Origin of the sequence: Candidatus Competibacter phosphatis, assembly GCF_012939995.1 — a bacterium.
GTDB lineage: Bacteria > Pseudomonadota > Gammaproteobacteria > Competibacterales > Competibacteraceae > Competibacter > Competibacter phosphatis.
Map to the genome: position 1 here is coordinate 73041 of NZ_SPMZ01000040.1, position 24588 is coordinate 97628.

Sequence of the window (24588 nt, forward strand, 5' to 3'; positions counted from 1 at the left end):
TCCGTAGTGATCGTGAGTCGGAAGGAGTGGAATTCGTCACCATGCCGTTGTCGCTGTCATTGGGCTTGGCCATGGCCCTGTTCGCCGTCGGTCTCCATGCGATCGCCACATCGCGCCGGGCGAGTTGCACCCGCCAGGTCTACGGGGTCAGTCTGGCCGTCTGCATCATCTTGTTGGGGATGGCGCTGGCGCATCTGCTGGGCGACCGAACGCCGATCACGCTGACCTTACCCATTGGTTTGCCCTGGCTGGGCGCGCATTTCCGCCTGGACGCGCTGTCGGCCTTTTTCCTGATCGTGGTCAATCTCGGCGGCGCGGTGGCCAGCTTGTTCGCCTTGGGCTACGGCCAGCACGAGCAGGCGCCCGAACGGGTGTTGCCGTTCTACCCGGCCTTTCTGGCCGGCATGAACTTGGTGCTGCTGGCCGACGATGCCTTTACCTTCCTGTTCGTTTGGGAATTCATGTCGCTGAGTTCGTGGGCATTGGTCATGGCTCACCATCGAGAGCCGGCCAACGCCCGCGCCGGTTATCTGTATCTGGTCATGGCCTGTTTCGGTACCTTGGCGTTGCTGCTGGCCTTCGGACTGCTGGCCGGTCCCAATGGTGGTTACGATTTCGCCGCCATCCGCGCCGCTCAGGTCACGCCGGGCGCGGCGGCGTTGGTGCTGGCGCTGGCGCTGGCGGGAGCCGGCTCCAAGGCTGGCCTGGTGCCGCTACACGTCTGGTTGCCACTGGCGCATCCGGCCGCACCCAGCCAGGTATCGGCGTTGATGAGCGGGGTGATGACCAAGGTGGCGGTGTACGGTTTCATCCGCATCGCCTTCGATTTGCTGGGCGAGCCGGCCTGGTGGTGGGGCGGCCTGGTGCTGGCGCTGGGTGGAATCACCGCCGTGCTGGGCGTGCTGTACGCACTGATGCAGCACGATCTGAAGCGACTGCTCGCCTATCACACGGTGGAGAACATCGGCATCATCTTCATCGGTCTGGGACTGGCGCTGGCGTTTCAGACCAATCATATGTACGCGAATGCCGCGCTGGCGCTGACCGCCGCGCTGTTTCACATCCTCAACCATTCGTTGTTCAAGAGTCTGCTGTTTCTCGGTACCGGCGCGGTGCTGACCGCCACCGGAGAGCGCGACATGGAGCGACTGGGCGGCTTGATTCACCCGATGCCATGGACTGCGCTGGCGTTTCTGATCGGCGCGGCGGCGATTTCGGCGTTGCCGCCGCTGAACGGTTTCGTCTCGGAATGGCTGACCTTCCAGGCCATCCTGGCCAGCCCGGAACTGCCGCAATGGCTGCTCAAGTTCCTGGTGCCGGCGGTTGGCGCGCTGCTGGCGCTGTCCGCCGCGCTGGCCGCCACCTGCTTCGTGAAGGCTTTCGGCATCACCTTCCTGGGACGGCCGCGTTCGCCCGCCGCCGCCGAGGCGCGGGAGACCGATCGCTATTCACTGGTTGCGCTGTTCGTTCTGGCGGCGCTTTGCCTGCTGGCCGGCATCCTGCCCGGACTGGTGGTGGACGGCCTGTCGCCGGTGGTGGGCATGCTCAATGGCGATACCCGACTGACGGCGCAGAGCAGCCAACCCTGGTTGACGCTGGTGCCGGTGGTGGATGTCAAAAGCAGCTACAACGGCTTGCTGGTGTTGCTGTTCATGGCATTTTCCGGAATCGCCGCCGCTTTCCTGATCCATCGCTTTGCCTCCGCCGTGGCGCGGCGCGGCCCGGCCTGGGATTGCGGCTTTCCCGAAGCCAGCCCCGCAACCCAGTACACTGCCGGCAGCTTTGCCCAACCGATCCGCCGAGTGTTCGGTAGCGTGGTGTTCCAGGCCCGGGAACGGGTGTTCATGCCGCCACCGGGCGACTCGCGCGCGGCGCGCTTGGAGGTCGAACTGCGCGACCCGGTCTGGGAGCGTGGTTACGCCCCGATCGTCGCGGCCGTGGTGGCGCTCTCCAGCCGTTTCAACGCTTTTCAATACCTCACCATCCGTCGCTATCTGAGCCTGGTATTCGGCGCGCTGGTGCTGCTGCTGCTGGGGATGGTGCTATGGCGCTGACCGCCGATCATGGGGTGCAGGGCTGCCAGATGCTGCTGACGCTGCTGTTGGCTCCGCTGCTTACCGGTTTTGTCCGCACGATCAAGGCGCGACTGCTGCGTCGGCGTGGCCCGACCCCGCTGCAACCCTACCGCGATCTGCTCAAGCTGTTGCGCAAGGATGTGGTGCTGGCCGACTCCGCCTCCTGGCTGTTTCGGGTGGCGCCCTATCTGATATTCGCCGCCATCTGGGTGGCGGCGTCGCTGGTGCCGACTTTCGCCAGTGGCCTGCCGTTCAGTTGGACGGCCGATCTGATCGCCATCGTTGCCCTACTGGGCACTGCCCGCTTTTTTTCTGGCCTTGGCCGGACTCGACGTCGGCACCAGCTTCGGCGGCATCGGCGCCAGCCGCGAGATGATGATCGCCTCGCTGGCCGAACCGGCCATGCTGATGATGGTGTTCACCTTGTCGCTGCTGGCCGGCACCACCGAACTGTCGGCGGTCGCCCGTTTCATGCTGAATGCCGATGTTGGCCTGCGGGTGTCGTTGGCGCTGGCGTTGCTGGCCTTGGTCATGGTGGCAATCGCCGAAAATGCCCGGATCCCGGTCGACAATCCGGCCACCCACCTGGAACTGACCATGGTGCATGAGGCGATGGTACTGGAATACTCCGGCCGCCATCTGGCACTGATCGAGTTGGCCGCTTCCCTGAAGTTGTTGCTCTATCTGTCGCTGACGGCCTGCATCTTCGCGCCCTGGGGCATGGCGACCGCCGGCGCGGGTTTCGTGGATTACCTGGTGGGCGTGGTCGCGTATCTGGCCAAGCTGGCGGCGGGCGGCCTGTTGTTGGCGCTGTTCGAAACCAGCATCGCCAAGATGCGAGTGTTCCGGGTCGGCGAATTTCTGGGCGCGGCGCTGATGCTGGGTTTGCTCGGCACCCTGTTGCTGTTCGTGTCCCGGAGTCTGTGATGCACGGTCTGGCCTTCGATATCGCCCATTTTCTGGCGGGCGGCATGGTGGTGGCGAGCTTTCTGCTGCTGTATCAGGATCGCCTCTACGCCCTGATCCACGTTTTCGCCCTGCACTCGCTGGTGCTGGCGCTGGCGGTCGGCTGGCAGGCCGCCGTTCAGGGCGCGCATCACCTGTACATCACGGCGGGCATCGCGCTGGTGTTCAAGGCGATCGTCATTCCGGTCGCGCTCCACCGCATCGTCCGGCAACTCGGCATCCATCGCACGCTGGAGACGGTGCGGGGCGTGGGCCGGGACATGCTGGCCGGTACCGGGTTGGTGGCGCTGGCGATTCTGGTGATGCTGCCGGTGACGGCCACCGCCGACGCGCTGGCGCGCGAAGATCTGGCCTTCGCCCTGGCGGTGGTGTTGCTGGGGTTGCTGCTGATGGTCACCCGCCACAACGCGGTCAGCCTGGTGATCGGTTTCATGTCGCTGGAGAACGGGCTGGTGCTGGCCGCCGCCGGGGCGCGCGGCATGCCGCTGGCGGTGGAAATCAGCGTCGCTTTCTCGGTACTGATCGCGTTGATCGTGATCGGCATCTTTCTGTTCCGCATCCGGGAGCGCTTCGATAGCGTGGACATGCAGGCGATGGATACCTTCCGGGAGGAGCGGCGGCGATGAGCGGCGCGGATCTCGGTCTCATGGCGATGGCCACGTTGTTGGGCGTTCCGGCCATCGCGGCGCTGGTGCTGGTGTTGGTGTCCGGTTACCGGTTCGGCGCCCGGCTGAACGTCGGCGCGGCGCTGTTGTGCCTGCTGGCCGCCGCCGCCCTGTTCCAGGCGCGACCCGAGGCCAATCTCTACCTGCGGGTGGACGACTTCAACATCTATCTGATCGCGCTGAACAATTGGGTCAGCTTCACCACCAGCGTGTTCAGTGCCGGCTACATCGCCCACGAACTGGAAACCGGCAGGCTGACCCCGGCGTATCTGCGCTTCTATCACGCCATGTATCAGGCGCTGCTGTTCGCCATGAACCTGGCGCTGCTGGCCAACAACATCGGACTGCTGTGGGTGGCGATCGAGTTGGCGACGTTGGTGACGGTGCTGATGGTCGGTCTCTACCGGACCCACGCCGCGCTGGAAGCCGCCTGGAAGTATTTCATCCTGGGTAGCCTCGGCATCGCCCTGGCGCTGTTCGGCACCATCCTGGTGTACCTGGCGGCGCAGCCGGCGATCGGGCAGGGGCTGCCGGCCATGGCTTGGGACCGATTGCTCGCGCATGCCGATGCTTTCGATCCGGCGCTGCTCAATCTGGCGTTCATATTCCTGTTGCTCGGTTACGGTACCAAGGCCGGTCTGGTACCGCTGCACGCCTGGCTGCCGGACGCGCACGCCGAGGGTCCCACGCCGATCTCGGCGGTGCTGTCCGGGTTGTTGTTGAACGTGGCGCTGTATGCGGTGCTGCGCTTCAAGATGCTGATGAGCGCCAATCCGTCCGCGCTGGCGCCGGGGCCGCTGATGGTCGGTCTGGGGCTATTGTCCCTGCTGTTCGCCGGCTTGATGCTGTACCGCCGGGGCGATATCAAACGCTTGTTCGCCTATTCCTCCATCGAACACATGGGCATCATCACCTTCGCCTTCGGCATGGGCGGGCCGCTGGCCAACTTCGCCGGGTTGCTGCACATGACCCTGCACAGCCTGACCAAGTCGGCGATTTTCTTCACCGTGGGCCATATTTCCCAAGTCAAGGGCACCCAGCGGATTTCCACCATTCGCGGCTTGACCGTCACTCATCCAACCCTCGGTTGGGGGCTGGTGGCGGGCGTGATCGCCATCGCCGGGATGCCGCCGTTCGGGGTTTTCATGAGCGAGTTCCTGGTGGTGAGTTCCACCTTCGCCCGCCAACCGTTGCTGGCGCTGCCGCTGGTGGTGGGGTTACTGCTGGCGTTCGGCACCCTGCTATGGCGGTTGCACGGCGTGGCGTTCGGCCAGCCGGACAACGCCGCGTTCGTGCCGGTGCGGGCCAGCACCTTGCCGACGACGGTGCATCTGCTGCTGGTGCTGGTCGCCGGATTCTGGTTGCCCGAGCCGCTGGTGGCCTGGTTCCGCCATGTCGCGGTGTTGCTGGGGTGAGGGCGGTACGATGAGCGCGACCAATACCAACTCCGCCTTGCTGACCGTGCTGGGGGTCGGACATCTGGTCACCGGGCATCGACCCTGGCTCCGGTTCGTGGTGACCGCCGAAACCTGGAACGTGCTGCTGGCCGGTTTGGCGAAAAGCAGATGGAGTCTGCTCGGATTATGGGGCGAACCCGGCATGGTTCACCTGGCGGCTCATGAGTTCGAGACCGGTACGCCGGGCATCGCCAGCCTGCCCTGTTCGGCCGGCGAGTTTCCCTCGGTGGGGCGCTGGCATCCGCCGGCGCAACGCTTGGAACGCGCCATCGCTGATCTGGTCGGTCTGCAACCGGCCGCCGGTCCCGATCTTCGTCCCTGGCTGGATCACGGCTGCTGGCCGCTGCGTCATCCTCTGGGTTCTCCAACCGCGCCGGCCGAAGCGCTGCCGCCTTATCCGTTTCTACCGACGGAGGGCGAAAGCCTGCACCAGATTCCGGTGGGGCCGGTTCACGCCGGCATCATCGAACCCGGCCATTTCCGCTTTACCGCCAACGGCGAGGCCGTGGTCCGGCTGGAAGAGCGGCTGGGTTATGTCCACAAGGGTATCGAGAGCCTGCTGAACGGTGCGTCGCTGGAACGGGCGGCGCGGTTGGTGGGGCGGGTATCCGGCGACAGCACGGTGGCTTATGCCTTGGCCTTCGCTCGGGCGGTCGAGGCGGCGACGGAAACTGAGATTCCCGCGCGCGCGCATTGGTTGCGGGCGCTGATGGCCGAATTGGAGCGCTTGGCCAATCACTGCGGCGACATCGGCGCGATCTGCAACGACGCCGCCTTTGCCTTGATGCTGGCCCATTGCGCGGTGTTGCGCGAGCGGGTGCTGCGCGCCAGCGCCGCCTGCTTCGGTCATCGTCTGCTGATGGATTGCGTGGTTCCGGGAGGCGTGACCGTCGATTTGCCGGCGGATGGCGTGCCGATCTTGCGAGCCCTGCTGGCCGAGATGCGCCGCGCGTTTCCACCCTTGGTCGAGTTGTATGACAACACCGCCTCGCTGCAAGATCGCGCCGCCAATACCGGGACGCTCAATCCGACGCTGGTCCAGCAGTTCGGTTGCGGCGGCGTGATCGGCCGCGCCGCCGGCCGTGCCTTCGACGCTCGCCGCGAGCCGGGTTACCCGCCCTACGATCAGCTTGAGTTCGAGGTGCCGGTGCGGCGCGAAAGCGACGTCAACGCCCGGGTGTGGATTCGCATCCGCGAGGTGGAACAGAGTCTGGCCCTGATCGAAGGGATTCTGGAGCGATTGCCATCGGGTCCGGTGCATGGGGCACTGAATCAGTCTGGCCGGCTGGTCGAAGGCATGGCGCTGGTCGAGGGCTTTCGCGGCGACATCCTGGTTTGGTTGCGCTTGGCCGCCGACGGCACGGTGGCGCGCTGTCATCCGCGCGATCCCTCCTGGTTTCAGTGGCCGCTGCTGGAAGCCGCCATCGAAGGCAATATCGTGGCGGATTTTCCCTTGTGTAACAAATCCTTCAACTGCTCGTATTCGGGCCACGATCTCTAGGCGCTCCGTCATGCGCAAGCTGCTGTTGCAAAATGGGTGGCGGTCGCCGCTGACCCTTCCCGCTCCGGCGCCTTCCGAATCCGCCCTGACCGAATTGGGCGCGAAGGTCGATCGAGCCGCCCGCCGCCGCCTGGGTCGCAGTCTGGCGATCCGCGAGGTGGATGCCGGCTCCTGCAACGGTTGCGAGCTGGAGATCCATGCGCTGAACAATGCTTTTTACGACCTGGAGCGCTTCGGTTTCCACTTCGTCGCCTCGCCGCGCCATGCCGATGTGTTGCTGGTGACCGGGCCGGTGACGGTCAATATGCGCGAGGCGCTGGAGCGCACCTATGCCGCCACGCCCGATCCGAAATGGGTGGTCGCGGTGGGCGATTGCGGGCGGAACGGCGGGGTGTTCGCCGGCGGCTACGCCTGCGTCGGCGGGGTGGCCGAGGTCATTCCCGTCGATCTGCACATTCCCGGTTGTCCACCCAATCCCATGCAATTACTGGAAGGCTTGCTGGCGTTGTTGCAAGTGGTCCGATAGTTGTTTACCGCCAACCCATCGATTTGGAGGCATCCCATGACCATTACCGTTGCCGAACTGCAACGCTTCAAGGATTCCATGGTGTACCTGAGTCAACTCAGGTCGATCCCGCTGGAAATCATCGAGTTTTATCTGGAAAACGAGCGGGGCTACATCATCGAGGAGTCCAAGTCCGGCGATGAAAAGACTGTGATCGTTCAGCCCCCGCGTTCCCAAAACGGATAAAGAATCCGCTCTTCATGAAACCCGACCGGGAGCATTCACTTTATCTGCCGTTTGGTACCGCCCTGCGCGACAAGCTGCGCGGCGGTTATAACCTGTCCAAGTTGCGAGAAGACTTGCTGGCCGGCATTACCGTCGGCATTGTCGCGGTGCCGCTGTCGATGGCGTTGGCGATCGGCAGCGGGGTGCCGCCGCAGTATGGCTTGTACACCGCCATCGTCGCCGGGTTGCTGATCGCCCTGACCGGCGGCTCCCGCTACAGCGTGTCCGGGCCGACCGCCGCCTTCATCGTCATCCTGCATCCCATCGCTGAGAAATATGGCCTTGGCGGGTTGGTCACTGCCAGTTGCATGGCCGGTATCATATTGATCGGCATGGGTGTGGCACGGATGGGCAAGCTGATCCAGTTCATTCCCTATCCGGTGACCACCGGTTTCACCGCCGGCATCGCGGTGGTGATCGCCAGCCTGCAATTCAAGGATTTCCTCGGCCTGCAACTGGCTGCCCAGCCCGAGAATTTCGTGGAGCGGTTATGGCTGGTGGGGCAGGCGCTGCCCGGTTTGCACCTGCCGGATTTGCTGATAGGCGCCCTGACCTTGGCTCTATTGATCCTATGGCCGCGCCTGAAAACCGGCTTGCCGGCGCCGCTGGCCGGTCTGGCGATCGCCACCGTATTGGCTTGGCTGCTCGGTCGAACCGTGGACGGTTTCGAGGTCGCTACCATCGCGTCGCGGTTCAGCTATACGTTGGGCGGAGAGACCTTGCCGGGCATCCCGCCATTCCTGCCAAGTTTCGGGTTGCCGTGGCAATTGCCCGGCCCGGACGGACCAGTATTGGGGCTGTCGCTGGGATTGATCAAGGATTTGCTGGGTCCGGCGATGGCGATCGCCATGCTGGGGGCCATCGAGTCGCTGCTATGCGCGGTGGTGGCCGACGGCATGACCGGCACCAAGCACGATCCCGACGCCGAACTGATCGGGCAGGGCATCGGCAACGTCGTGGCGCCGTTTTTCGGCGGTATCGCCGCGACCGGTGCGCTGGCTCGCACCGCCGCCAACATCCGCGCTGGCGCCCGAGGTCCGTTGGCCGCCGTCTTCCACGCCTTGTTCGTGCTGTCGGTCTTGCTGGCACTGGCGCCGCTGCTGGGTTATCTGCCCATGGCCGCGTTGGCCGCCTTGCTGCTGCTGGTGGCATGGAACATGAGCGAACTCAAGCACTTTCGTCATATCATTCAGGTGGCGCCCGGCAGCGACATCCTGGTATTGCTGGTCTGTTTCGGGTTGACGGTGCTGTTCGATATGGTGGTCGCCATCAGTGTCGGCGTGGTGCTGGCCGCGCTGCTGTTCATGAACCGCATGGCGGCCTTGACCGGCGGCAAGCATGTGGAGGCCGATCATCCTCATCTTGAAAGCCCGCTGCCGGACGGCGTGCGCTTGTATGAAGTTTCCGGTTCGCTCTTCTTCGGCGCGGCGGAAAAGGCAATGAGCGCCTTGCACGACATCGGGGTCCGGCCGCGAGCGGTCATCATCGATATCGAAGCAGTGACAGTCATGGATGTGTCGGGATTGGTGGCGTTGGACTCAGCCATCGAGCGGCTGCGGAGCGACGAAGTGCTGGTGGCGGTGGCGGGCGTGCACGGTCAGCCGGCACTGCTGATGCGCCGCGCCGGGTTGCACAACGTTCCCGGTAAATTGCTACTGTCGGCCAGCCTGCCACAGGCACTGGCGCGAGTGCGGCATTATTTGGGCGAAACCGCGACCGGTCGGCCCTTGCTGACCGAGCAGATCTCCTGAACGGTTGAGGGGTACCCTGTCCAGGGCTGATGCGTTTCAGAACAGCAAGATTTCGCCGCACCGGCCGATATGTCGGCCAATTAGCTGCGGATTTTCAGTGTTCGTAGGGAGTTAGACTGCGTCTTAAAGCGGCAAACGCACCAAATGGGTCCAAGCGCCGGGCGATTTATCGAGTTCAAACTGGCCCTTCGCCACGACGCCAAGATCGGTGTCCGCCGCTTCGATGATGGTTCCATTGGCCGCGACCCAGGCGATGTGATGGTCGGCTTTCACCAGAATATCGCCATCCATCAAAGTTTCAGGCTTACGTCCCGCGCTGAAATCGTAAACCTTCGAACCCGTCATAGGTTGGTTGGGCGTGCGCCATTGCGCGATTTCAAGCTGGATGACCTTACCGGTCGCCTGCCACAAACAGTAGCTGATAAACCCAATACAATCGAAATGGCGAATGCCCTTGCAAGACTGCCCCCACACCAGTTTGCCGCCAATGTCGCCACCACGCGCTGGTCCGTAGACGCGGCGTGGAGTGAACTGCCCGTAGTAATTGATCCAGGCTGTGGGATGCTTGTCTTTGAGGGAAGTCAGGTAATTATTGAGGTCCCAGTCCGAGGGTGAGGCGTGTCGAGCGCCAACGAAATTATTGTAGTTACCGCCGCAAATGCAGTGTCGCTTGACGAACATCTGCGCGGCTAACACTGCCAAGTCCTGCGTTTTATCCTTCTGCTTATTAGGATCAAGGCGCTTGGAGTTGGCCACCAACTTGAGGTCTCGTCGTATCGGCAAGGGAGTGCCGTCATTGCAGCCCGGCGTTGCGCCGTACGCCCCGTTGATGTAATGGCATCCAACCAGTCCAAGCGCGATTTGGACGATGCGCCCGCCGAGAGTGGGTTTTTTTGGCCTGATTGTGTCATCCCGCTTGGTGTGGGTCGTCTCGACCGTGCGCGGTTCGCGATGACGATGGAAAGTTTCCATGGTTGCCTCCTCGGTTCGGAATACTTGTAGGAAGCGGATCGTATTTCACTACATCTTACTGTTGGTTACTTGGCGCTCCGACAATTCACATGAAACTAATCGTCACGTCGCCAGCAGTAATTCCCAAGAGTCATTAAGCCAGCACTGTCTCCTGAAACGAGGATCACTTGTAGATTAGCGGTGCGGCATCAAGTGGGCAAACCGTTCGTCCAGATCGACTTCATAAAAAAATCCATAAAGTTAAAATCTCGCCGCTTCCAGCAAGCATCAATACTCGTATCGCTGTTTTCTCAACGTAATGTTTTGGGAGGGAGAGTCTTTGCCAAAGATGCGCGCCAACCTTGCAAACCGATGCCAGTATGGGAGGTAACACGGCTGGCCCAAGGCATGATGTTCCATAGCGCTAACTTATCCCCCGCCCCCATGATATTCTCGGTGTCGGGATACGTTGGGCCGCGATAACAAGCCGCCGCACCATTCCCTGTGACCGAATTCTTTTTCAATTCTTCCATACACGCTGGAGTTTTCAGGAATTGACCGACGTGATCCAATCCCAGCAGGTGCCCGACTTCATGGCAGACCGCCTCATGGGCCAGCTCCTTATCGCAACGGATTGTCTTCGTTGTCATGTTTCCAAGTGGGTCACCGACATTCACTGTACATTCTTTGCCACCGGGAATAACGAAATCCCCTGGAAAGGCGACTAAGTCATAGCATGTCCAATGTCCGCCGAGAGCCCCTTCTGCTGGGTGACTGACATAGGGTCTATAACGATGCGGCCGAATGGGGCAAAAGCAATCGATGATGGCATGAGCATCGTCTCGTCCATCAGCCCAGACAATTTTAAACTTGCATTCGATATTCGGCCGCATCTTTGGGTTGCCGACCGGATAGTCCAATCCACGGTAGTCTGGCGGCGGCACTAGCCAGAAGTTGGTGTTGTTCCAAAATCCCTCCGCGTGTTCCTTTACTTTTTGCTTGAATTCAGCAAAGTTATATGCTTTGCCGATACCGGTCGGAGTACCCCATGGCACTACTTCCAGGTCGCGACCATCGTCCTGCTTTGGTCTGGGATTGATTTCTTCAATTCGGTCGCGCCGCACAAGGTACAGACGAAGATAGATAGTGAGCTTGGCATTGCCGCCAGTTCCAGAACCGCTCGTCAGTAATTCCGAGTTAAAAAAAGGCACGGTTCTGTCCAAAACGCTCGGACCCCGACACAAACGACTTGAAGACACCTGGCATTGGCATCGAGCTTGGCATCAGTGAACTAGGCGCAATGTAGGGATTGTTCATAGAGGCATCTTTCAAACAACGAGCTACGCAAAGACGGGTTCGATATCGAGCAGTCGCTCACCCGCGATTCGGTTTGGTAAACATACTTTTATGATCACTCAATAATACCATTTAAATACCTTAAGCAATCCTTAAAGTCAACTAATCTCAGGCGCAACGCTGAATGATTATCAGCACTTGCAGGGGGAATTTATGCGCGCCTTCGTGCTTGGCAACTACATGAACGCTAACTTTTTATACGTGGATCGCCTGCCTCTGGCTGGCGAATCCTTGGCGGCCACGCGCATCTTCCAGGAACACGGTGGCAAAGGCTTGAACCTGGCCGTGGGACTGCACCGTTTGGGCGTTACCGTGGACTTGCTGATGGCGGTAGGAGCCGACGAAGCGGGCGCGGCGGTCAAGCGCCGGCTTGACGAGGAAGGGATGGACACCACGCGGGTTTTAACTTTGGGACCAAATTCCGGTTACGGCGTCGGCTTCATCGCCCCGGACGGTCGGAACTTCCTGGCGATCCACCTGGGTGCGAACGCTCTGTTAACCGCCGAACATGTTGATCAGGCGCGCGATGTCTTCGTCCATGCGGATTGGGTGGTGGCACAGTTTGAAATTCCCGATCCGGTCGTCCTGCACGCTTTTCGCCAAGCCCGTCGGCTCGGCAAACACACCTACCTGAATCCCTCTCCATGGCGTCAAATCGATAACGAGTTACTGGCGCTAACCGATGTGCTGGTGGTCAATGCCAATGAAGCAGCGTTGATGTTCGATCAGTCGGATCTGGAGAAGCTGACCCCGCAGGATTGGTCGGAGCAACTGCCCAAGCTGGCCCGACAACTCGGCTGGATGGGTCGGTTGCTGGTCGTCACCCTGGCCGAAGCGGGCTGCGTGGCGCTCGACGCTGTGGGACGAGTCGTAAGCCAACCTGCCTACCTCATCCAGCAGATTGACGCCACCGGTGCGGGAGATGCTTTTGGCTCTGGATTGGTATGGTCGCTGCTACGTGGTCTGTCCCTGACCGAAGCGTTATGCATAGGCAATGCTTGCGGCGCGCTCATCGCCGCCCGTGAAGGCATCCTGGACGGCCTGCCTCGATGCGCCACAGTGGAGGCTTTTATGGCAGCGGCGGCTGTTCCAGGTTGAGCGTGAGGCGGTAAGCATAGGCATCTCCGCGAAAAGTGCCTTCGACATATTCGATCATTTGCCGGGAAGCGCTATACGTTTTACGCTTCAGGAGCAGGCACGGGCCGGGTTCGGCGAATTCGAACACCGCCATTTCCGTGGGAGAACTCATGATGGCCTCAATCGTTTGTTCGCCACAGGTCAGGGCAATACCACAATATTCATAGAGATACTGGTAGATCGAACCCACGACATTCCATTCGGTCAGCGCTGGTGCGGCGCTTAGATCATACCAGGCCACTTCCCGCGACAGCGGCGTGCCATCGCCCAGTCGCACCCGCACCAGACGCAGAAATTGCGCGGTGGTCGGGCGCTCAAACAGCGAAGATAGGGTGCGATCCGTCACGATGTCTCGTTCCATCAGGCGGGTAGAGGGCTTCATGCCCAGTTCCCGCATTTCCTCGGTAAACCCTTTGAGGCGTCCCAGGCGCGGGGACAAGCGCGGCGGCGTTTTGACAGCTACGCCCGCGCGGCCATGGGTGGATAAATAATCCTTGGCCCGCAATTCGTCGTAGGCCCTGCGTACCGTGGTGCGACTGAGCTGTAGTTTTTCGGCTAATACCCGTTCAGATGGCAGGCTTTGGCCAGGGGGGATCTCTCCCGATTCGATGAGTTGGGTGAGCTTATCCGCTACTTGTAGATAGCTGGGCGCAGCCATTTCGCGGTCGGGGACTAAATGCTCGATCAGTTGCTCTGACTTCATGGCGGTCACGGAATGAGACTATACGGATAAAAATCAAACTGTGAGTATTTCGGGCCAAATTGTCCACTGATTCTGGGACAAATCACCCATGCGATGCGGTGGTCCGACCAGGTGTACTGACCTCGATTATTTGGACACTCAAATCGAGATATTTAAAAACGTCCGGGCAGTGTCATCACTGGTGGCGGTGGCGGGCGTGCACGGTCAGCCGGCATTGCTGATGCGCCGCGCCGGGTTGCACAACGTTCCCGGTAAATTGCTACTGTCGGCCAGCCTGCCACAGGCACTGGCGCGAGTGCGGCATTATTTGGGCGAAACCGCGCCCGGTCGGCCCTTGTTGACCGAGAAAATCTCCTGAACGGCTAGCGTGTTGGCTGAGGGCTTGCGCGCTCCAGGTTTTGGATCGCACAGGCCCGTCATCGGTGGCCGGTGTTTTTGCAGGTGCCGAGCTTCCTAAACCCTAATCTCAAGGTAACTTCGTCCAACTCACCGCGCCGGCCGCAATGACGCGGAACTCTTTGAGCGTTTGGCCGCTTGAGTCGCTAAACCGGGTAGCGCTCTAGATCTACTGTACGGGCAGGTGGGTGGAAGTCGGCGAGTGGATCTCGGTCCAGAACGTTACCGTTCCATTTGGTCACTCAAAGCACTCATTGGAACACCTGTCATACGAGCCGACATTTTATACTGAGTTTCGTACAATCGGTCGCTTAAATCGAGCAGACGCTTTTGCAAGCGAGGATCGGAGATGGTTGCCGCTCGCTCCCGAAGCTGTTGTTCCTTATTCCCAAGTTGCTCCATGTGAGTGAGCATTTGCTTTTGAACAGAACGATTCATCCCTATTGTCTGTCCGATTTGAATGGATCTTGTATCACTCTTGGTGTCGGTATTACCAGATAGAATACAATTAGCGATATTGCCTGGTATATTGTCCTTACAAATAAGACCATCTGTTATATTGTTGGAAATGTTTGCTTGCACTTCATTATTGACGACTTCTGCATTAAGTTCACGTTCACCGCCATAAATCTTGATCCCTATATTAGAGGAGTTTTCTACAGAATTATTAAGAAGCTCACCCAATACTTTATTACCAATAGAGTTATCATTTTGTGAATACCCACCAGCAATATAAACCCCGTTTTTTTAGGTTATTGAAATCATTGTTAGCAGTCAATACATCAGCAATATTTTTGAGTTGCTGCGTATGTTTTGCTATTATAACCAAGACCTCCGTAAATTGTTAAGCCTTTTTTACTGTCACTACCATTGTTATCGGTGGCATTAATTTTATTATTTGTAATTTCGCCTGTGATAATACTGTTTGATGCTCCAGCCAAACCTCCATTAATGTAAATACCAAAAAAATATTTCCCCATAGGAAGCTCGTCAGACAATTCATTGTTATTAATTTTTACAATTGCCTTGTTGTTTTTTCGTGCCAACACCCTCGCCGCCTGCTAATGTAATTAGCGATTTACCACCATAAGATGTTGATCTTGATATCAATTGATTGTTTGTAATATCAAGCATCATCGTATTGTTCTCGCCGCCCGGCCATGTAAGAACTCCTCCATTAATGATGCGATTTCCCCTGATAGCGGCTTGAATAATCCGATTGGTTTGATCACTCCAATTCCCTAAATTGAGTGAGCAGGAAATAGTATTATTGATCACATCAGTAAGTTGTGTGCCATCTAAAAATTATGCAAATACTATCATTATTGGGCTTATTTATAGAGTTTCCTATAATTACACCTTCAAATACTGTTCCTGTGCTGCTGTGAATATCTAAAGCAGGTGTACCAATTTCTATGCCACCAATAATATTATTATCAATAATATTTACACCATGAATAATGGAATCATTGTTACTCGAATCAATATTAATATCTGCATTTTCAATGTTGTTATTCGCTATTATTAAATTCTCGTAATGATCCTGATCATCCAAAGATGATTCGATATTTATTACATTATCATTGTCATCCTCATTACTTATCAAGTTATTACTAATAAGCAAGTGACTAAGCGCCAAACGATTGTATGGATCAACTGAAAATCCATGATATACATCAGTCATTTTATTATTTAGGATGGCTATATTAGAAATATCTGAAATATGTTTATCAATATTTATTGCTTCATAATAAATATCCGCGCCTCGGAAATATAATTGCTGAATAGTCACATCACTGCTATTAATACTGAAAGTGCGCTCCCGTTTTCCACCCTGGATGTCAATATCTGGACTGCCATTGCCATCAATATCCCCATTAATTGAAATAGGTACGTTTATTTCAGGAATAGTGTCCGAACAGGTTATACTGCCCTCACGGTCAAATCCAACGAACACTCGCCCTAATGAAGTTGTTCTTCTATTAATAGCGGTGATGAGTTCCACCAGCGATATGCCAGACGGTCCGGGATTGCGCTTGAGGTTCTCAAGGCTGCTGGTATCCCCATCCACCTTGCAGGTCAAATCCGCAACAGTCGCATCCTGCACGCTTTCCTCAGTCAGCGTGAACGCTTGCGCGGGCGTGTTCCAGTGGAAACGCAAATTGCGCTGGGCGGTTTTGCCTGTCGCCTTGTCCCGGGCCAGAGCGCCTTCGATCACCAGTTGTCCGCCGGCGATCCGTACCTGAGCGGCGCCAAGGTCCAGTTGTTCCAGGAAGCTGAAATCGCCAGGATTGCGTACCAGAATGCCACGCACGAACTTCCGCAATGCCCCGCTGCTGTCCTCGATCTCGACGGTCATGGAATGCACTCCCACGCTGAGATTACCGTAGTTGAAGGTCACACCAAAGCCACTGTTGGCGGCGTTGGGTTCGCCAGGCAGGGCGGAGGCCACATCGCTGCGATACGAACAACAGGGGATGGTCATCGAGGGTTCGCCATCGACGAACAACTGCACCCGCTGAATCGAACGGTCAGATGGCGCAACCGCCCAACCTCGCACGACGGCGATGCCGGAACCGGTATCACCATGGTTAGGGCTTTCCAGCGCGGCGTATTGGATGCTGGCCGCAGCGCTCGTGGCCTGGACCTTTTTCCCCGCTAAGGGCATCTTCAGCTTATTTGCAGGCGTCATGACCTGAGTGGCGGCGGTGGTCGATGTTTCCACCAATCCCAACGATTGCATGTTCTGAAACCAGTGCAACCGGGCATTGACATACTGTTCCTGCTGACTGTCCTTATCGCGCACCCGCAACCCAGAAATAACCACATCTTGCCCTTGGCGTTCGGCGCTGGCACCGTTCAGGTCAAGCTGGTCGATGTAGGAAAAATCACCGGCTTTGACCACTGTGACCGTGTGCGTACGCTCAAATTGGGCGCCACTACTATCTTGAATAGCCACCGCGATGGTATGCGTGCCGGATGTTAGATTGCCGTAATTGAATGTGATACCGAACCCACTATTGCGGGTATTCTCAGCGGGAAACTGTGGAAAAGCGTCCTGCACATCCGCCCGCACGCTACAGCAAGGAATAGCGGTAATATCCTTGCCATCGATGCGTAAAGCCGCTTGACTGATCCATACTCCGGCGCTATCCGAAAACGCCCACCCTCGAATAATTCCGATTCCCGAGACCGGTTGCTGATTCGCGGGTCCTTCCAAGTCCGCCATCAGAGCGGCACGCGCTGCTTGCATCGAAACCAAATACAGGAACCCCAAAACCAAAACTACAAACATGCCAATTCGCTTAGTATTCATCAATCACCCACATTGTTTATTGTCAACGCTCCAGACTGAGCGCCACCGTCTACCTGTTCCAGTTCGCCTCGGCTAGCGCTTGGCGCACCCACGGCTCCAGCAGCACCGGACTGGAGAGCAATGGATTCTTCAGTAACCGGCGCAACCACTGCTCGCACATGTCCCGCTGCTCGGTGGCCAACGGCAACCCGATGACCTGTTCCGCTGTGTTCGGCATTCGCCGCTCGCGCATCGCCCTAATCGCAAAGTCTACCTTATCCCTCACATGTTATGCATAGTTTATGTAACACAGTTCTCGGTTCCGGTCCTACTTCCTCCGCTAACCGCCCCACCATTCCCATTATTGTTACCTCCTGTCCCAGTCCACCTGGCGCGGAAGCTTAGCTCAATTGATGGGTGGTAAGGGCGAAAGTCCTGGATGGGGATGCTCCGTTTCGGATCAGACAGGCTGCCGGTGGAGCAGGTGTTCCTGCGCATCGACCGCGGCAATGGCGGTCATGTTGATGATCCGCCGGGCGGTCGCCGAGCGAGTCAGAATGTGCGCCGGCTTGGCCAAGCCGAGCATGATCGGCCCCACCGAGACGCTGTTGGTCACCTCCTTGAGCAGGTTATGGGAGATGTTGGCGGCATCGGCATTAGGCATGATCAACAGGTTGGCTGCGCCCTTCAGTTGCGAATGCAGGAATACCCGACTGCGCAATTCCTCGGACAAAGCGGCATCGCCGCGCATTTCGCCGTCCACCTCCAGATCGGGCGCGCGCTGGCGGATGATTCGCAGTGCTTCCGCCATCTTGCGCGCCTGTCGCGACTTGTGCGAACCGAAGCTGGAATGGGACAGCAGGGCGATTTTCGGCGGCAGGAAACGGCCGACTTCCTCCGCCGCCAGCAAGGTGATGTCGGCGATTTCCTCGGCCGTTGGGTTGGTGTTGATGTCGGTGTCGCAGAAGAACAACGGTCCTCGCGAAGTAATCAGCATGTTCATGGCCGCCGGGGTCTTGACGCCTTCGCGCAGACCCACGATGTCCAGCACATATTCCACATGATCGGGAAAACCGCCGATCAATCCGCACAGCAGGGCGTCGCCGTAACCGAGGCGCAGCATGAGCGACCCGATCACTGTGGCGCGGGTGTTGACCCGGACCCGGGCTTTGTTGGGGTCGACCCCATAGTGCCCGCGTAACTTGTGGTATTCCTGCCAGCATTCCTCGTAGTAGGGGTTGTTCTGGGGGTCGATGATCTCAAAATCCTGATCGGGGCGGATGCGCAGACCCAATTCGGCGATGCGTTGTTCGATACGCCCGCGCCGCCCGATCAGAATGGGTTTGGCGAGACCATCGTCGATGACGCCTTGCACCGCCCACAGCATCCGTTCTTCCTCGGCTTGGGCATAAATCACTCGCTTGAGATCGGTCTTGGCGCGATCGAACACCGGACGCATGATCAGACCGGAACGGTAGACGCGCTGGCTGAGCTGCGTGCGGTAGGCGGTAAAATCCTCAATCGGGCGGGTGGCGACGCCGCTGTCCATCGCCGCCTTGGCGACCGCCAGCGGCAAGGTGAGCAGCAAGCGCGGCTCGAACGGTTTGGGAATCAGGTATTCCGGCCCGAAGGTGATTTGCTGATCGCCGTAAGCGGCGGTTTCCTCCTGGGAATGCGGCTCGCGCGCCAGTTCCGCCAGGGCACGGACGCAGGCCAGTTGCATCTCCTGATTGATCGTGGTGGCGCCCACGTCCAGCGCGCCCCGGAAAATGTAGGGGAAACAAAGGACGTTGTTGACCTGGTTGGGGTAATCGGAACGGCCGGTGGCGATGATGGCGTCGGGCCGCGCGGCCAATGCCTCCTCCGGCATGATTTCCGGCACCGGATTGGCCAGCGCCAGAATCAGCGGCTGATCGGCCATGGTTTTCACCATATCTCCGGTGAGCACCCCGGCCTTGGACAGCCCCAGGAAAATATCCGCGCCGACGATCGCCTCGCCCAGGGTGCGCGCCGGAGTGTCGGCGGCATAGGCGGCTTTCTCCGCATCGAGATTGCCGCGTCCCTGATAGATGACGCCCCGGCTGTCGCAGACGATGACGTTTTCCCGCCGCAGGCCCAAACCGAGCAGCAAATCGAGGCAGGCGATGCCGGCCGCGCCGGCGCCGGAGGTGACCACCCTGACCTCGGCGATCTTCTTGTTGACCAGCGACAGGGCATTGAGCACGGCGGCGGCGGTGATGATGGCGGTGCCGTGCTGGTCGTCGTGGAACACCGGGATTTTCATCCGGTCGCGCAGCCGGCGCTCAATCTGGAAGCATTCCGGCGCCTTAATGTCTTCCAGATTGATGCCGCCGAAACTCGGTTCCAGGCTGGCGATGATCTCGACCAGTTTGTCGGGGTCGCGCTCGCTGATTTCGATATCGAACACATCGACGCCGGCGAACTTCTTGAACAGCACGCCCTTGCCTTCCATCACCGGTTTGGCCGCCAGCGGGCCGATGTCGCCCAGGCCCAGCACGGCGGTGCCGTTGGTGATGACCGCCACCAGATTGCCGCGAGCGGTGACGGTGGATACCTCGCGGGGATCTTCGACGATCACCTCGCAGGCGGCGGCGACGCCGGGGGGAGTAAGCCAGCGCCAGATCGATTTGGTTGGCGAGCGGCTTGGTCGGGGTGACTTCGATCTTGCCGTAGGGAGCCATGCGATGGTAGCGCAGGGCGCGTTCGTCGAAATTGTCGGCCATGGGGATTCGAGCGATTCCTGGTGAGATGATGGTGAGGTGAGATCCCAAATTCTCTAAAAAGACAGAGAATGGAATATCTTAGCAATTTACGTGCCGCGTTTTGCGCTTGAATTGATTGGCCAAAAGTTTCTGGCCGGTGGCTTGGTGGTTGTTGGCCCACCGTCGGCCAATCCAACGCAAGCGCTGGCACGGTGCGGTATGATTTGAGTGAAGCCTGATCGACTGGTTCTTGCTGGCCGAGCAGATCGTCTGAAAATCGCTTGAAGAGGAGATCCGCCGATGCTGGTGTTGCCCGACGATTTCGAACCCGGTCTGGTTCGCTCGCCGGTTGCCAGGGAAGCCGGCTGGTGGTTCGTGTTCGGAGGCAGCGAGCTGCTGGTGCGATTCGACGGAGCCAAGGTCGAGCTGCCGGTGGCGGTGGACTGGCCGTTTGCCGGCTGGCCGGTGGTGCGCCGCCTGTATCTGGGAACGCTGCGCGGCCGACCCTGCCATGCCGTCGAGGTGGCGGAGGTGCCTCCGCCGCCGGGGATGGCGTTCGAAGGTTTGCGCGGTTTGTGGTCGCGGTTGGACGAGACCCTGTTGGGGGTGGCCGGTCATGCCCTGCAATTGATCGAATGGGACCGCACGCACCAATATTGCGGTCGTTGTGGCACGGCCACCCAGCGGCGTGACGATGAACGCGCCCGATGCTGCCCGGCCTGTGGGTTGGCCGCCTATCCGCGGCTGTCGCCGGTGGTGATGGTGCGTATCAACCGGGGACGCGAGATCCTGCTGGCCCGCGCACCGCGCTTCCTGCCGGGGGTCTACAGTGTGCTGGCGGGCTTTGTCGAAGCCGGCGAGACGCTGGAGCAGGCCATCCACCGAGAGGTGGCGGAGGAGGTGGGCGTTCGGGTCAAGAATCTGCGCTATTTCGCCAGCCAGTCATGGCCGTTCCCACATTCCCTGATGATGGCCTTCACCGCCGACCATGCCGAAGGCGAGCCGCGCGCCGACGGGCGGGAAATCCTGGAGGCCCGCTGGTTTGCGCCGGAGAATCTGCCGGGGTTGCCCAGCCCGATGAGTATGGCATGGCGCCTGGTCGAGGACTTTGTGACACGCGCCGGGTAGGGCGCAAGCGACTCTTGGAGGCCCGCGATGTTCGAGCGATCCAGCAAAACCGCCGTCGCGCCGGCGGACCATGACCCGATTCGGGAACGGGTGCGTTTCGCGGCCTTGTGGGAACGGCGGCTGAGCGGCGGTCGCGCGTTGGCGGAAACGATGCATGCCCGGCTGATCGAGCTCTATGGGGAACCGCATCGCCGCTATCATACTTTGGATCATGTCCGGCATTGCCTGGAAGAATTCGACCGAGCGGCGGCGTTGATGGACGATCCCGACGCCGTCGAGATGGCGCTGTGGTTCCACGATGCGATTTACCGGTCGGGCGCGATGGATAACGAACGGCGCAGCGCCGATCTGTTTCGGCAATGGTCGGAGGGACACGCGGACGCCGCTTTCCTGCAACGGGTCGACGATCTGATCATGGTTACCACCCACCGCGATCCGCCCACCCAGCGGGACGAACGCTTTATCGTCGATATCGACCTTTCCAGCTTTGGGTTGCCGTGGGAGGCGTTCGAACGGGATGGCCGCCGGATTCGCGCCGAATGCGCGGATATCGTTGACGAAATCTATTGCCCAGGCCAGTTACGTTTTCTGCTATCCCTACAAAATCGGCCGACTTTCTTTTTGACCGAATTTTTCCAGCAGCGTTACGAGCGGATCGCGCATGACAATATCCGCCGGGTCATCGAAAACTTGCATGCGCGCGGCTACGGCTGAAACCAGCGTCGGTATTTTCCGGGGGGCGGGGCATGAAATTGAAATTCGGTAACCGGAGGGCAACGGGAGAGCAGACGGCATCCCAGCAGCAAGTGATGGCCGCCATCCTGTTCGCCGATATCTGCGGCAGTACCCGATTGTTCGAAAAATACGGCGACTGGCGGGCACGCCAGATCGAAACGCGGGTGCTGGATGTGCTGATTTCGGGCACCGTCGCGTATGACGGCGCGGTGATCAAAACCATCGGCGATGAAATCATGAGCCGGTTTGCGAGCGCGCGGCAGGCGGTGAACGCCGCCTGCGAGATGCACCGGGCGCTCAAGGAGGATCAGGAACTGGCCGCATTGAACATCGCCGTCAAGATCGGTCTGCATTACGGGCCGGTCCTGGTCGAAAAGAGCGACCTGTTCGGCGATGCGGTCAACATCGCCGCTCGGATGGTGGCCCTGGCCAAGGCCGATCAGATCATCACCACGCGGGAAACCGCGGCGTGTCTGCCGGCCGATCTGGCCCAGTCGACCCGCGATCTCGGACGGTCGTGGGTGCGGGGCAAGCAGGACGAGATGGACATCGTCGAGATCATCTGGCTTGAATCCACCAGCCTGACCCAAATGGCCGGCGGCGGCCAAGAAGAGCTTCGCAGCCTGTTGTTCGCCCGACTGATACTGGATTATCGCGAACGGACCATTGAGGTGGTACCTGGTTCGCAAGCTTTCACCATGGGTCGCGGCGAGCGAAACAATCTGGTGGTGGAGCGGGAACTGGTGTCCCGCAGCCACGCCGACATCGAGTTCCGGCAGGGCAAGTTCGTTCTGGTGGAGCACAGTACCAACGGGACTTATCTACTGCTGGAAAACGGTGCACGTTTTTTCGTGCGGCGCGAGGAGTTCGCTTTGCACGATCGTGGGGTGATTGGTTTGGGCCAGGCGATTGCCGACGGCGATCCCGATCTGATCCATTTTCGGTGCGTGCATGGGTGATGCGCGCCGAGTGACTAAACGTGGCGAGTCCAGACCAGAATGCGGTTGTTGACCGGCATCGGATAATCCCGCCGAAATTGTAGGCCGTTATCCCGCGCGAGTCGGTCAAGGTCGTTGAAGTCCCGAATCCCGCTGGCCGGATCGCGCTGTTTCAGCATTTGGTCGAATGCGGCGTTGCTGGCGCTGGTATGGCGACCGTCATCATTGAACGGCCCGTACAGGCAGAACGCTCCGCCAGGTTGCAGCACCTGGCCGATGCCCCGAAACAAGCCTTCCACTGCGGGCCAATGCATGATGTGGGTGGTGTTGGCGGAAAATGCGCCCGCCGCTTGCGTGACCGGCCACGGTGTGCGGCGGGTGTCCAATGCCAACGGTTGGTGCAGATTCGGCAGACCCGCTTCGTCGATCCATAGCTGAATGCCGGGCAGGTAGTCGGCCTGATCGGTCGGTTGCCAGTCCAGGTGCGGTAATTCCCGCGCAAAGTGGACGGCGTGTTGCCCGGTGCCGGCGCCGATTTCCAGAATCAGGCCCGGCTCGGTAAAGACCTCCCGCAGTACCGCCAGAATAGGCGCTTTATTCTGTTCGCAGGCTTCGGAATAGGGTTTGGCGTAAAGGCTCATGGCACTTTTCGGTATTAGAGCACCTGCTTCAGGAATGCCTGGGCCCGAGGCTCTCGCGGTGCGGTGAAGAATTGCGCCGGCGGCGCGTCTTCCAGAATGCGACCGGCGTCCATGAACAGCACCCGATGGGCAACCTCGCGGGCAAACCCCATTTCGTGGGTCACCACCGCCATGGTCATGCCTTCGCTGGCCAACTGTTTCATCACGTCCAGCACCTCGCCGACCATTTCCGGGTCCAGCGCGCTGGTCGGTTCGTCGAACAACATCACCTTGGGGTCCATGGCCAGAGCGCGGGCGATGGCCACTCGTTGTTGCTGACCGCCGGATAGTCGCGAAGGATACTCGTTTGCTTTCTCGGCGATGCCGACCTTGGTCAGCAGCGCCATGGCCTTCTGGTTGGCCTCGCTGGCCTTGCGCTTGCGCACCACCCGCTGCGCCAGGGTGACGTTCTCCAATACGGTCTTATGCGGGAACAGGTTGAAGTGCTGGAACACCATGCCCACCTCGCGACGTACGGTATTGATATTGGTTTTGCTGCCAGTGAGGTCGATGCCGTCGATGACAACCCGTCCGTCGTCGAACTCTTCCAGGCCGTTCAGACAACGCAGGAAAGTGGATTTGCCCGACCCGGACGGGCCGATGATCACCACCACCTCGCCCTTGGCGATCGCGGTACTGACGTTGTCCACCGCTCGCACCGTTTGGCCGCGTCCCTCGAACACCTTGAGCAGATTGCTGACTTCAATCACTGCGGGCGAACCTCCGTTCCAGCCAGAAGAGCAGTTGCGACAGTACCGAGGTGACCACCAGGTAGAGCAGGGCGACCGTGAACCAGATCTCGAAGGTGGCGAAGCTGGCGGTGATGATCTCGCGCCCGCTCTTGGTCAGGTCGGTGATGGCGATGACCGACACCAGCGAAGAATCCTTGATCAGGCTGATGAACTGTCCGGCCAACGGCGGCAACACCCGTTTGAAGGCTTGCGGCAGCACGATGTAGGCCATGTTCTGGAAGGCGCTCATCCCCAGCGAGCGCGCCGCTTCGGTCTGGCCCTTGGCAATGGACTGGATGCCGGCGCGAATGATTTCGGCGATGTAGGCGCCGACGAACAGCGCTAGTACCTCACCCGACCTGGATTGACGGATAGAGGCGTTTGAGTTTGATGCGTGCATCTGCGGTGGTGAAGCGCCAGTTCACCGGCCGAGGATCGGCATTGCGAGCCTGTTGCCAAGCGGCGACCTCTCGGACCAGGGTGGTGGCGTCGGGGATACGGCGATTCAAGCACTGTTGGCTCAGGACACTCAATTCGATCTCGGCCATGTTCAGCCAACTGCCGTGCTTGGGGGTGTGATGGATTTCCAGTCGTTCGAGGAGACGCCAAG

The 24588-nt window shown here is 59.5% G+C and carries 22 protein-coding genes and 3 pseudogenes; 13 read left to right on the forward strand and 12 right to left on the reverse strand.

Annotation, left to right across the window (positions count from 1 at the left end):
* Positions 1-41 precede the first annotated feature (41 nt).
* From hyfB to dauA, 8 genes and pseudogenes are all read left to right on the forward strand, one after another.
* Complete coding sequence (gene hyfB, locus E4P82_RS14080; protein WP_169249480.1) at positions 42-2054, forward strand: hydrogenase 4 subunit B; 2013 nt, start codon at positions 42-44, stop codon at positions 2052-2054.
* A pseudogene (locus tag E4P82_RS14085) lies at positions 2045-3002 on the forward strand (respiratory chain complex I subunit 1 family protein). The gene hyfB and the pseudogene E4P82_RS14085 overlap by 10 nt, the downstream one beginning before the upstream one ends.
* Positions 3002-3667, forward strand: coding sequence for a hydrogenase-4 component E (locus E4P82_RS14090; protein WP_169249481.1), 666 nt, complete (start codon positions 3002-3004; stop codon positions 3665-3667). Before E4P82_RS14085 ends, E4P82_RS14090 begins: the two are co-directional and overlap by 1 nt.
* Positions 3664-5121, forward strand: a complete 1458-nt coding sequence (locus E4P82_RS14095) for a hydrogenase 4 subunit F (protein WP_169249482.1) — start codon at positions 3664-3666, stop codon at positions 5119-5121. The genes E4P82_RS14090 and E4P82_RS14095 overlap by 4 nt, the downstream gene beginning before the upstream one ends.
* A gap of 10 nt (positions 5122-5131) precedes the next feature.
* The gene (locus tag E4P82_RS14100) at positions 5132-6664 is read left to right on the forward strand and encodes a hydrogenase large subunit (protein WP_169249483.1); all 1533 of its coding nucleotides are present in this window, start codon (positions 5132-5134) and stop codon (positions 6662-6664) included.
* A 10-nt stretch (positions 6665-6674) separates the two neighbouring features.
* Entirely contained in the window at positions 6675-7190 is a 516-nt protein-coding gene (locus E4P82_RS14105; RefSeq protein WP_169249484.1) for an NADH-quinone oxidoreductase subunit B family protein, read from the forward strand.
* Between the two features lie 36 nt (positions 7191-7226).
* Positions 7227-7415, forward strand: a complete 189-nt coding sequence (locus E4P82_RS14110; protein ID WP_169249485.1) for a hypothetical protein — start codon at positions 7227-7229, stop codon at positions 7413-7415.
* Between the two features lie 14 nt (positions 7416-7429).
* Positions 7430-9205, forward strand: coding sequence for a C4-dicarboxylic acid transporter DauA (dauA, locus tag E4P82_RS14115; protein ID WP_169249486.1), 1776 nt, complete (start codon positions 7430-7432; stop codon positions 9203-9205).
* Positions 9206-9328: 123 nt separating this feature from the next.
* Here the strand turns inward: dauA and E4P82_RS14120 are convergent, their stop codons facing one another.
* Positions 9329-10177 (reverse strand): hypothetical protein, encoded by an 849-nt coding sequence (locus tag E4P82_RS14120; protein WP_169249487.1) that lies wholly within the window; start codon positions 10175-10177, stop codon positions 9329-9331.
* A gap of 290 nt (positions 10178-10467) precedes the next feature.
* Positions 10468-11367, reverse strand: coding sequence for a hypothetical protein (locus E4P82_RS14125; protein WP_169249488.1), 900 nt, complete (start codon positions 11365-11367; stop codon positions 10468-10470).
* A gap of 298 nt (positions 11368-11665) precedes the next feature.
* Here E4P82_RS14125 and E4P82_RS14130 point away from each other — a divergent pair, with 298 nt between their 5' ends.
* Positions 11666-12610 (forward strand): ribokinase, encoded by a 945-nt coding sequence (locus E4P82_RS14130; protein ID WP_169249489.1) that lies wholly within the window; start codon positions 11666-11668, stop codon positions 12608-12610.
* On the opposite strand, the gene E4P82_RS14135 is transcribed toward E4P82_RS14130, so the two are convergent.
* Entirely contained in the window at positions 12582-13352 is a 771-nt protein-coding gene (locus E4P82_RS14135; RefSeq protein WP_169249505.1) for a GntR family transcriptional regulator, read from the reverse strand. The two genes, E4P82_RS14130 and E4P82_RS14135, sit on opposite strands and share 29 nt — an antisense overlap.
* A 169-nt stretch (positions 13353-13521) precedes the next feature.
* Between E4P82_RS14135 and E4P82_RS14140 the strand changes: the two genes are divergently transcribed.
* Positions 13522-13710, forward strand: coding sequence for a hypothetical protein (locus tag E4P82_RS14140; protein ID WP_169249490.1), 189 nt, complete (start codon positions 13522-13524; stop codon positions 13708-13710).
* 260 nt (positions 13711-13970) lie between these two features.
* Here the strand turns inward: E4P82_RS14140 and E4P82_RS14145 are convergent, their stop codons facing one another.
* From E4P82_RS14145 to E4P82_RS14165, 5 genes and pseudogenes are all read right to left on the reverse strand, one after another.
* Positions 13971-14432, reverse strand: a complete 462-nt coding sequence (locus tag E4P82_RS14145) for a hypothetical protein (RefSeq protein WP_169249491.1) — start codon at positions 14430-14432, stop codon at positions 13971-13973.
* A gap of 98 nt (positions 14433-14530) precedes the next feature.
* A complete protein-coding gene (locus E4P82_RS14150; protein ID WP_169249492.1) occupies positions 14531-14797 on the reverse strand; it encodes a hypothetical protein in 267 nt (88 codons plus the stop codon).
* 230 nt (positions 14798-15027) lie between these two features.
* The gene (locus E4P82_RS14155; RefSeq protein WP_169249493.1) at positions 15028-17064 is read right to left on the reverse strand and encodes a right-handed parallel beta-helix repeat-containing protein; all 2037 of its coding nucleotides are present in this window, start codon (positions 17062-17064) and stop codon (positions 15028-15030) included.
* 49 nt (positions 17065-17113) lie between these two features.
* Positions 17114-17281 carry a hypothetical protein gene (locus E4P82_RS14160; protein WP_169249494.1) on the reverse strand — a complete coding sequence of 56 codons (168 nt, stop codon included), beginning with the start codon at positions 17279-17281 and terminating at the stop codon, positions 17114-17116.
* 222 nt (positions 17282-17503) lie between these two features.
* Positions 17504-19787, reverse strand: a pseudogene (locus E4P82_RS14165) (NADP-dependent malic enzyme).
* Positions 19788-20066: 279 nt separating this feature from the next.
* On the opposite strand from E4P82_RS14165, the gene nudC reads away from it, so the two are divergent.
* The 3 genes from nudC to E4P82_RS14180 are packed head-to-tail and all read left to right on the forward strand — an operon-like array spanning position 20067 to position 22588.
* Complete coding sequence (gene nudC / locus E4P82_RS14170; protein ID WP_169249495.1) at positions 20067-20894, forward strand: NAD(+) diphosphatase; 828 nt, start codon at positions 20067-20069, stop codon at positions 20892-20894.
* A 27-nt stretch (positions 20895-20921) separates the two neighbouring features.
* Positions 20922-21608: an HD domain-containing protein gene (locus tag E4P82_RS14175; RefSeq protein WP_169249496.1), complete on the forward strand. Its 687-nt coding sequence runs from the start codon at positions 20922-20924 to the stop codon at positions 21606-21608.
* Positions 21609-21640: 32 nt separating this feature from the next.
* Entirely contained in the window at positions 21641-22588 is a 948-nt protein-coding gene (locus E4P82_RS14180) for an adenylate/guanylate cyclase domain-containing protein (protein WP_169249497.1), read from the forward strand.
* A 14-nt stretch (positions 22589-22602) separates the two neighbouring features.
* Here the strand turns inward: E4P82_RS14180 and E4P82_RS14185 are convergent, their stop codons facing one another.
* The 4 genes and pseudogenes from E4P82_RS14185 to E4P82_RS14200 form a co-directional block, all read right to left on the reverse strand.
* Entirely contained in the window at positions 22603-23208 is a 606-nt protein-coding gene (locus E4P82_RS14185) for a DUF938 domain-containing protein (protein WP_169249498.1), read from the reverse strand.
* Between the two features lie 14 nt (positions 23209-23222).
* A complete protein-coding gene (locus tag E4P82_RS14190) occupies positions 23223-23957 on the reverse strand; it encodes an amino acid ABC transporter ATP-binding protein (protein ID WP_169249499.1) in 735 nt (244 codons plus the stop codon).
* Positions 23950-24324: pseudogene (locus E4P82_RS14195) on the reverse strand (amino acid ABC transporter permease); the annotation flags it as partial. The pseudogene E4P82_RS14195 and the gene E4P82_RS14190, both read right to left, overlap by 8 nt.
* Positions 24325-24328: 4 nt before the next feature.
* Positions 24329-24588, reverse strand: a 260-nt coding sequence (locus E4P82_RS14200; RefSeq protein WP_211203154.1) for a transposase, incomplete at its 5' end; no start/stop codon positions are given.

Coding starts and splice junctions, on each gene's coding strand:
- hyfB (WP_169249480.1), top strand. CDS start 42: ATGCCGTTGTCGCTGTCATTGGGCTTGGCCATGGCCCTGTTCGCCGTC.
- E4P82_RS14090 (WP_169249481.1), top strand. CDS start 3,002: ATGCACGGTCTGGCCTTCGATATCGCCCATTTTCTGGCGGGCGGCATG.
- E4P82_RS14095 (WP_169249482.1), top strand. CDS start 3,664: ATGAGCGGCGCGGATCTCGGTCTCATGGCGATGGCCACGTTGTTGGGC.
- E4P82_RS14100 (WP_169249483.1), top strand. CDS start 5,132: ATGAGCGCGACCAATACCAACTCCGCCTTGCTGACCGTGCTGGGGGTC.
- E4P82_RS14105 (WP_169249484.1), top strand. CDS start 6,675: ATGCGCAAGCTGCTGTTGCAAAATGGGTGGCGGTCGCCGCTGACCCTT.
- E4P82_RS14110 (WP_169249485.1), top strand. CDS start 7,227: ATGACCATTACCGTTGCCGAACTGCAACGCTTCAAGGATTCCATGGTG.
- dauA (WP_169249486.1), top strand. CDS start 7,430: ATGAAACCCGACCGGGAGCATTCACTTTATCTGCCGTTTGGTACCGCC.
- E4P82_RS14120 (WP_169249487.1), bottom strand. CDS start 10,177: ATGGAAACTTTCCATCGTCATCGCGAACCGCGCACGGTCGAGACGACC.
- E4P82_RS14130 (WP_169249489.1), top strand. CDS start 11,666: ATGCGCGCCTTCGTGCTTGGCAACTACATGAACGCTAACTTTTTATAC.
- E4P82_RS14135 (WP_169249505.1), bottom strand. CDS start 13,352: ATGAAGTCAGAGCAACTGATCGAGCATTTAGTCCCCGACCGCGAAATG.
- E4P82_RS14155 (WP_169249493.1), bottom strand. CDS start 17,064: ATGAATACTAAGCGAATTGGCATGTTTGTAGTTTTGGTTTTGGGGTTC.
- E4P82_RS14160 (WP_169249494.1), bottom strand. CDS start 17,281: ATGCCGAACACAGCGGAACAGGTCATCGGGTTGCCGTTGGCCACCGAG.
- nudC (WP_169249495.1), top strand. CDS start 20,067: ATGCTGGTGTTGCCCGACGATTTCGAACCCGGTCTGGTTCGCTCGCCG.
- E4P82_RS14175 (WP_169249496.1), top strand. CDS start 20,922: ATGTTCGAGCGATCCAGCAAAACCGCCGTCGCGCCGGCGGACCATGAC.
- E4P82_RS14180 (WP_169249497.1), top strand. CDS start 21,641: ATGAAATTGAAATTCGGTAACCGGAGGGCAACGGGAGAGCAGACGGCA.
- E4P82_RS14185 (WP_169249498.1), bottom strand. CDS start 23,208: ATGAGCCTTTACGCCAAACCCTATTCCGAAGCCTGCGAACAGAATAAA.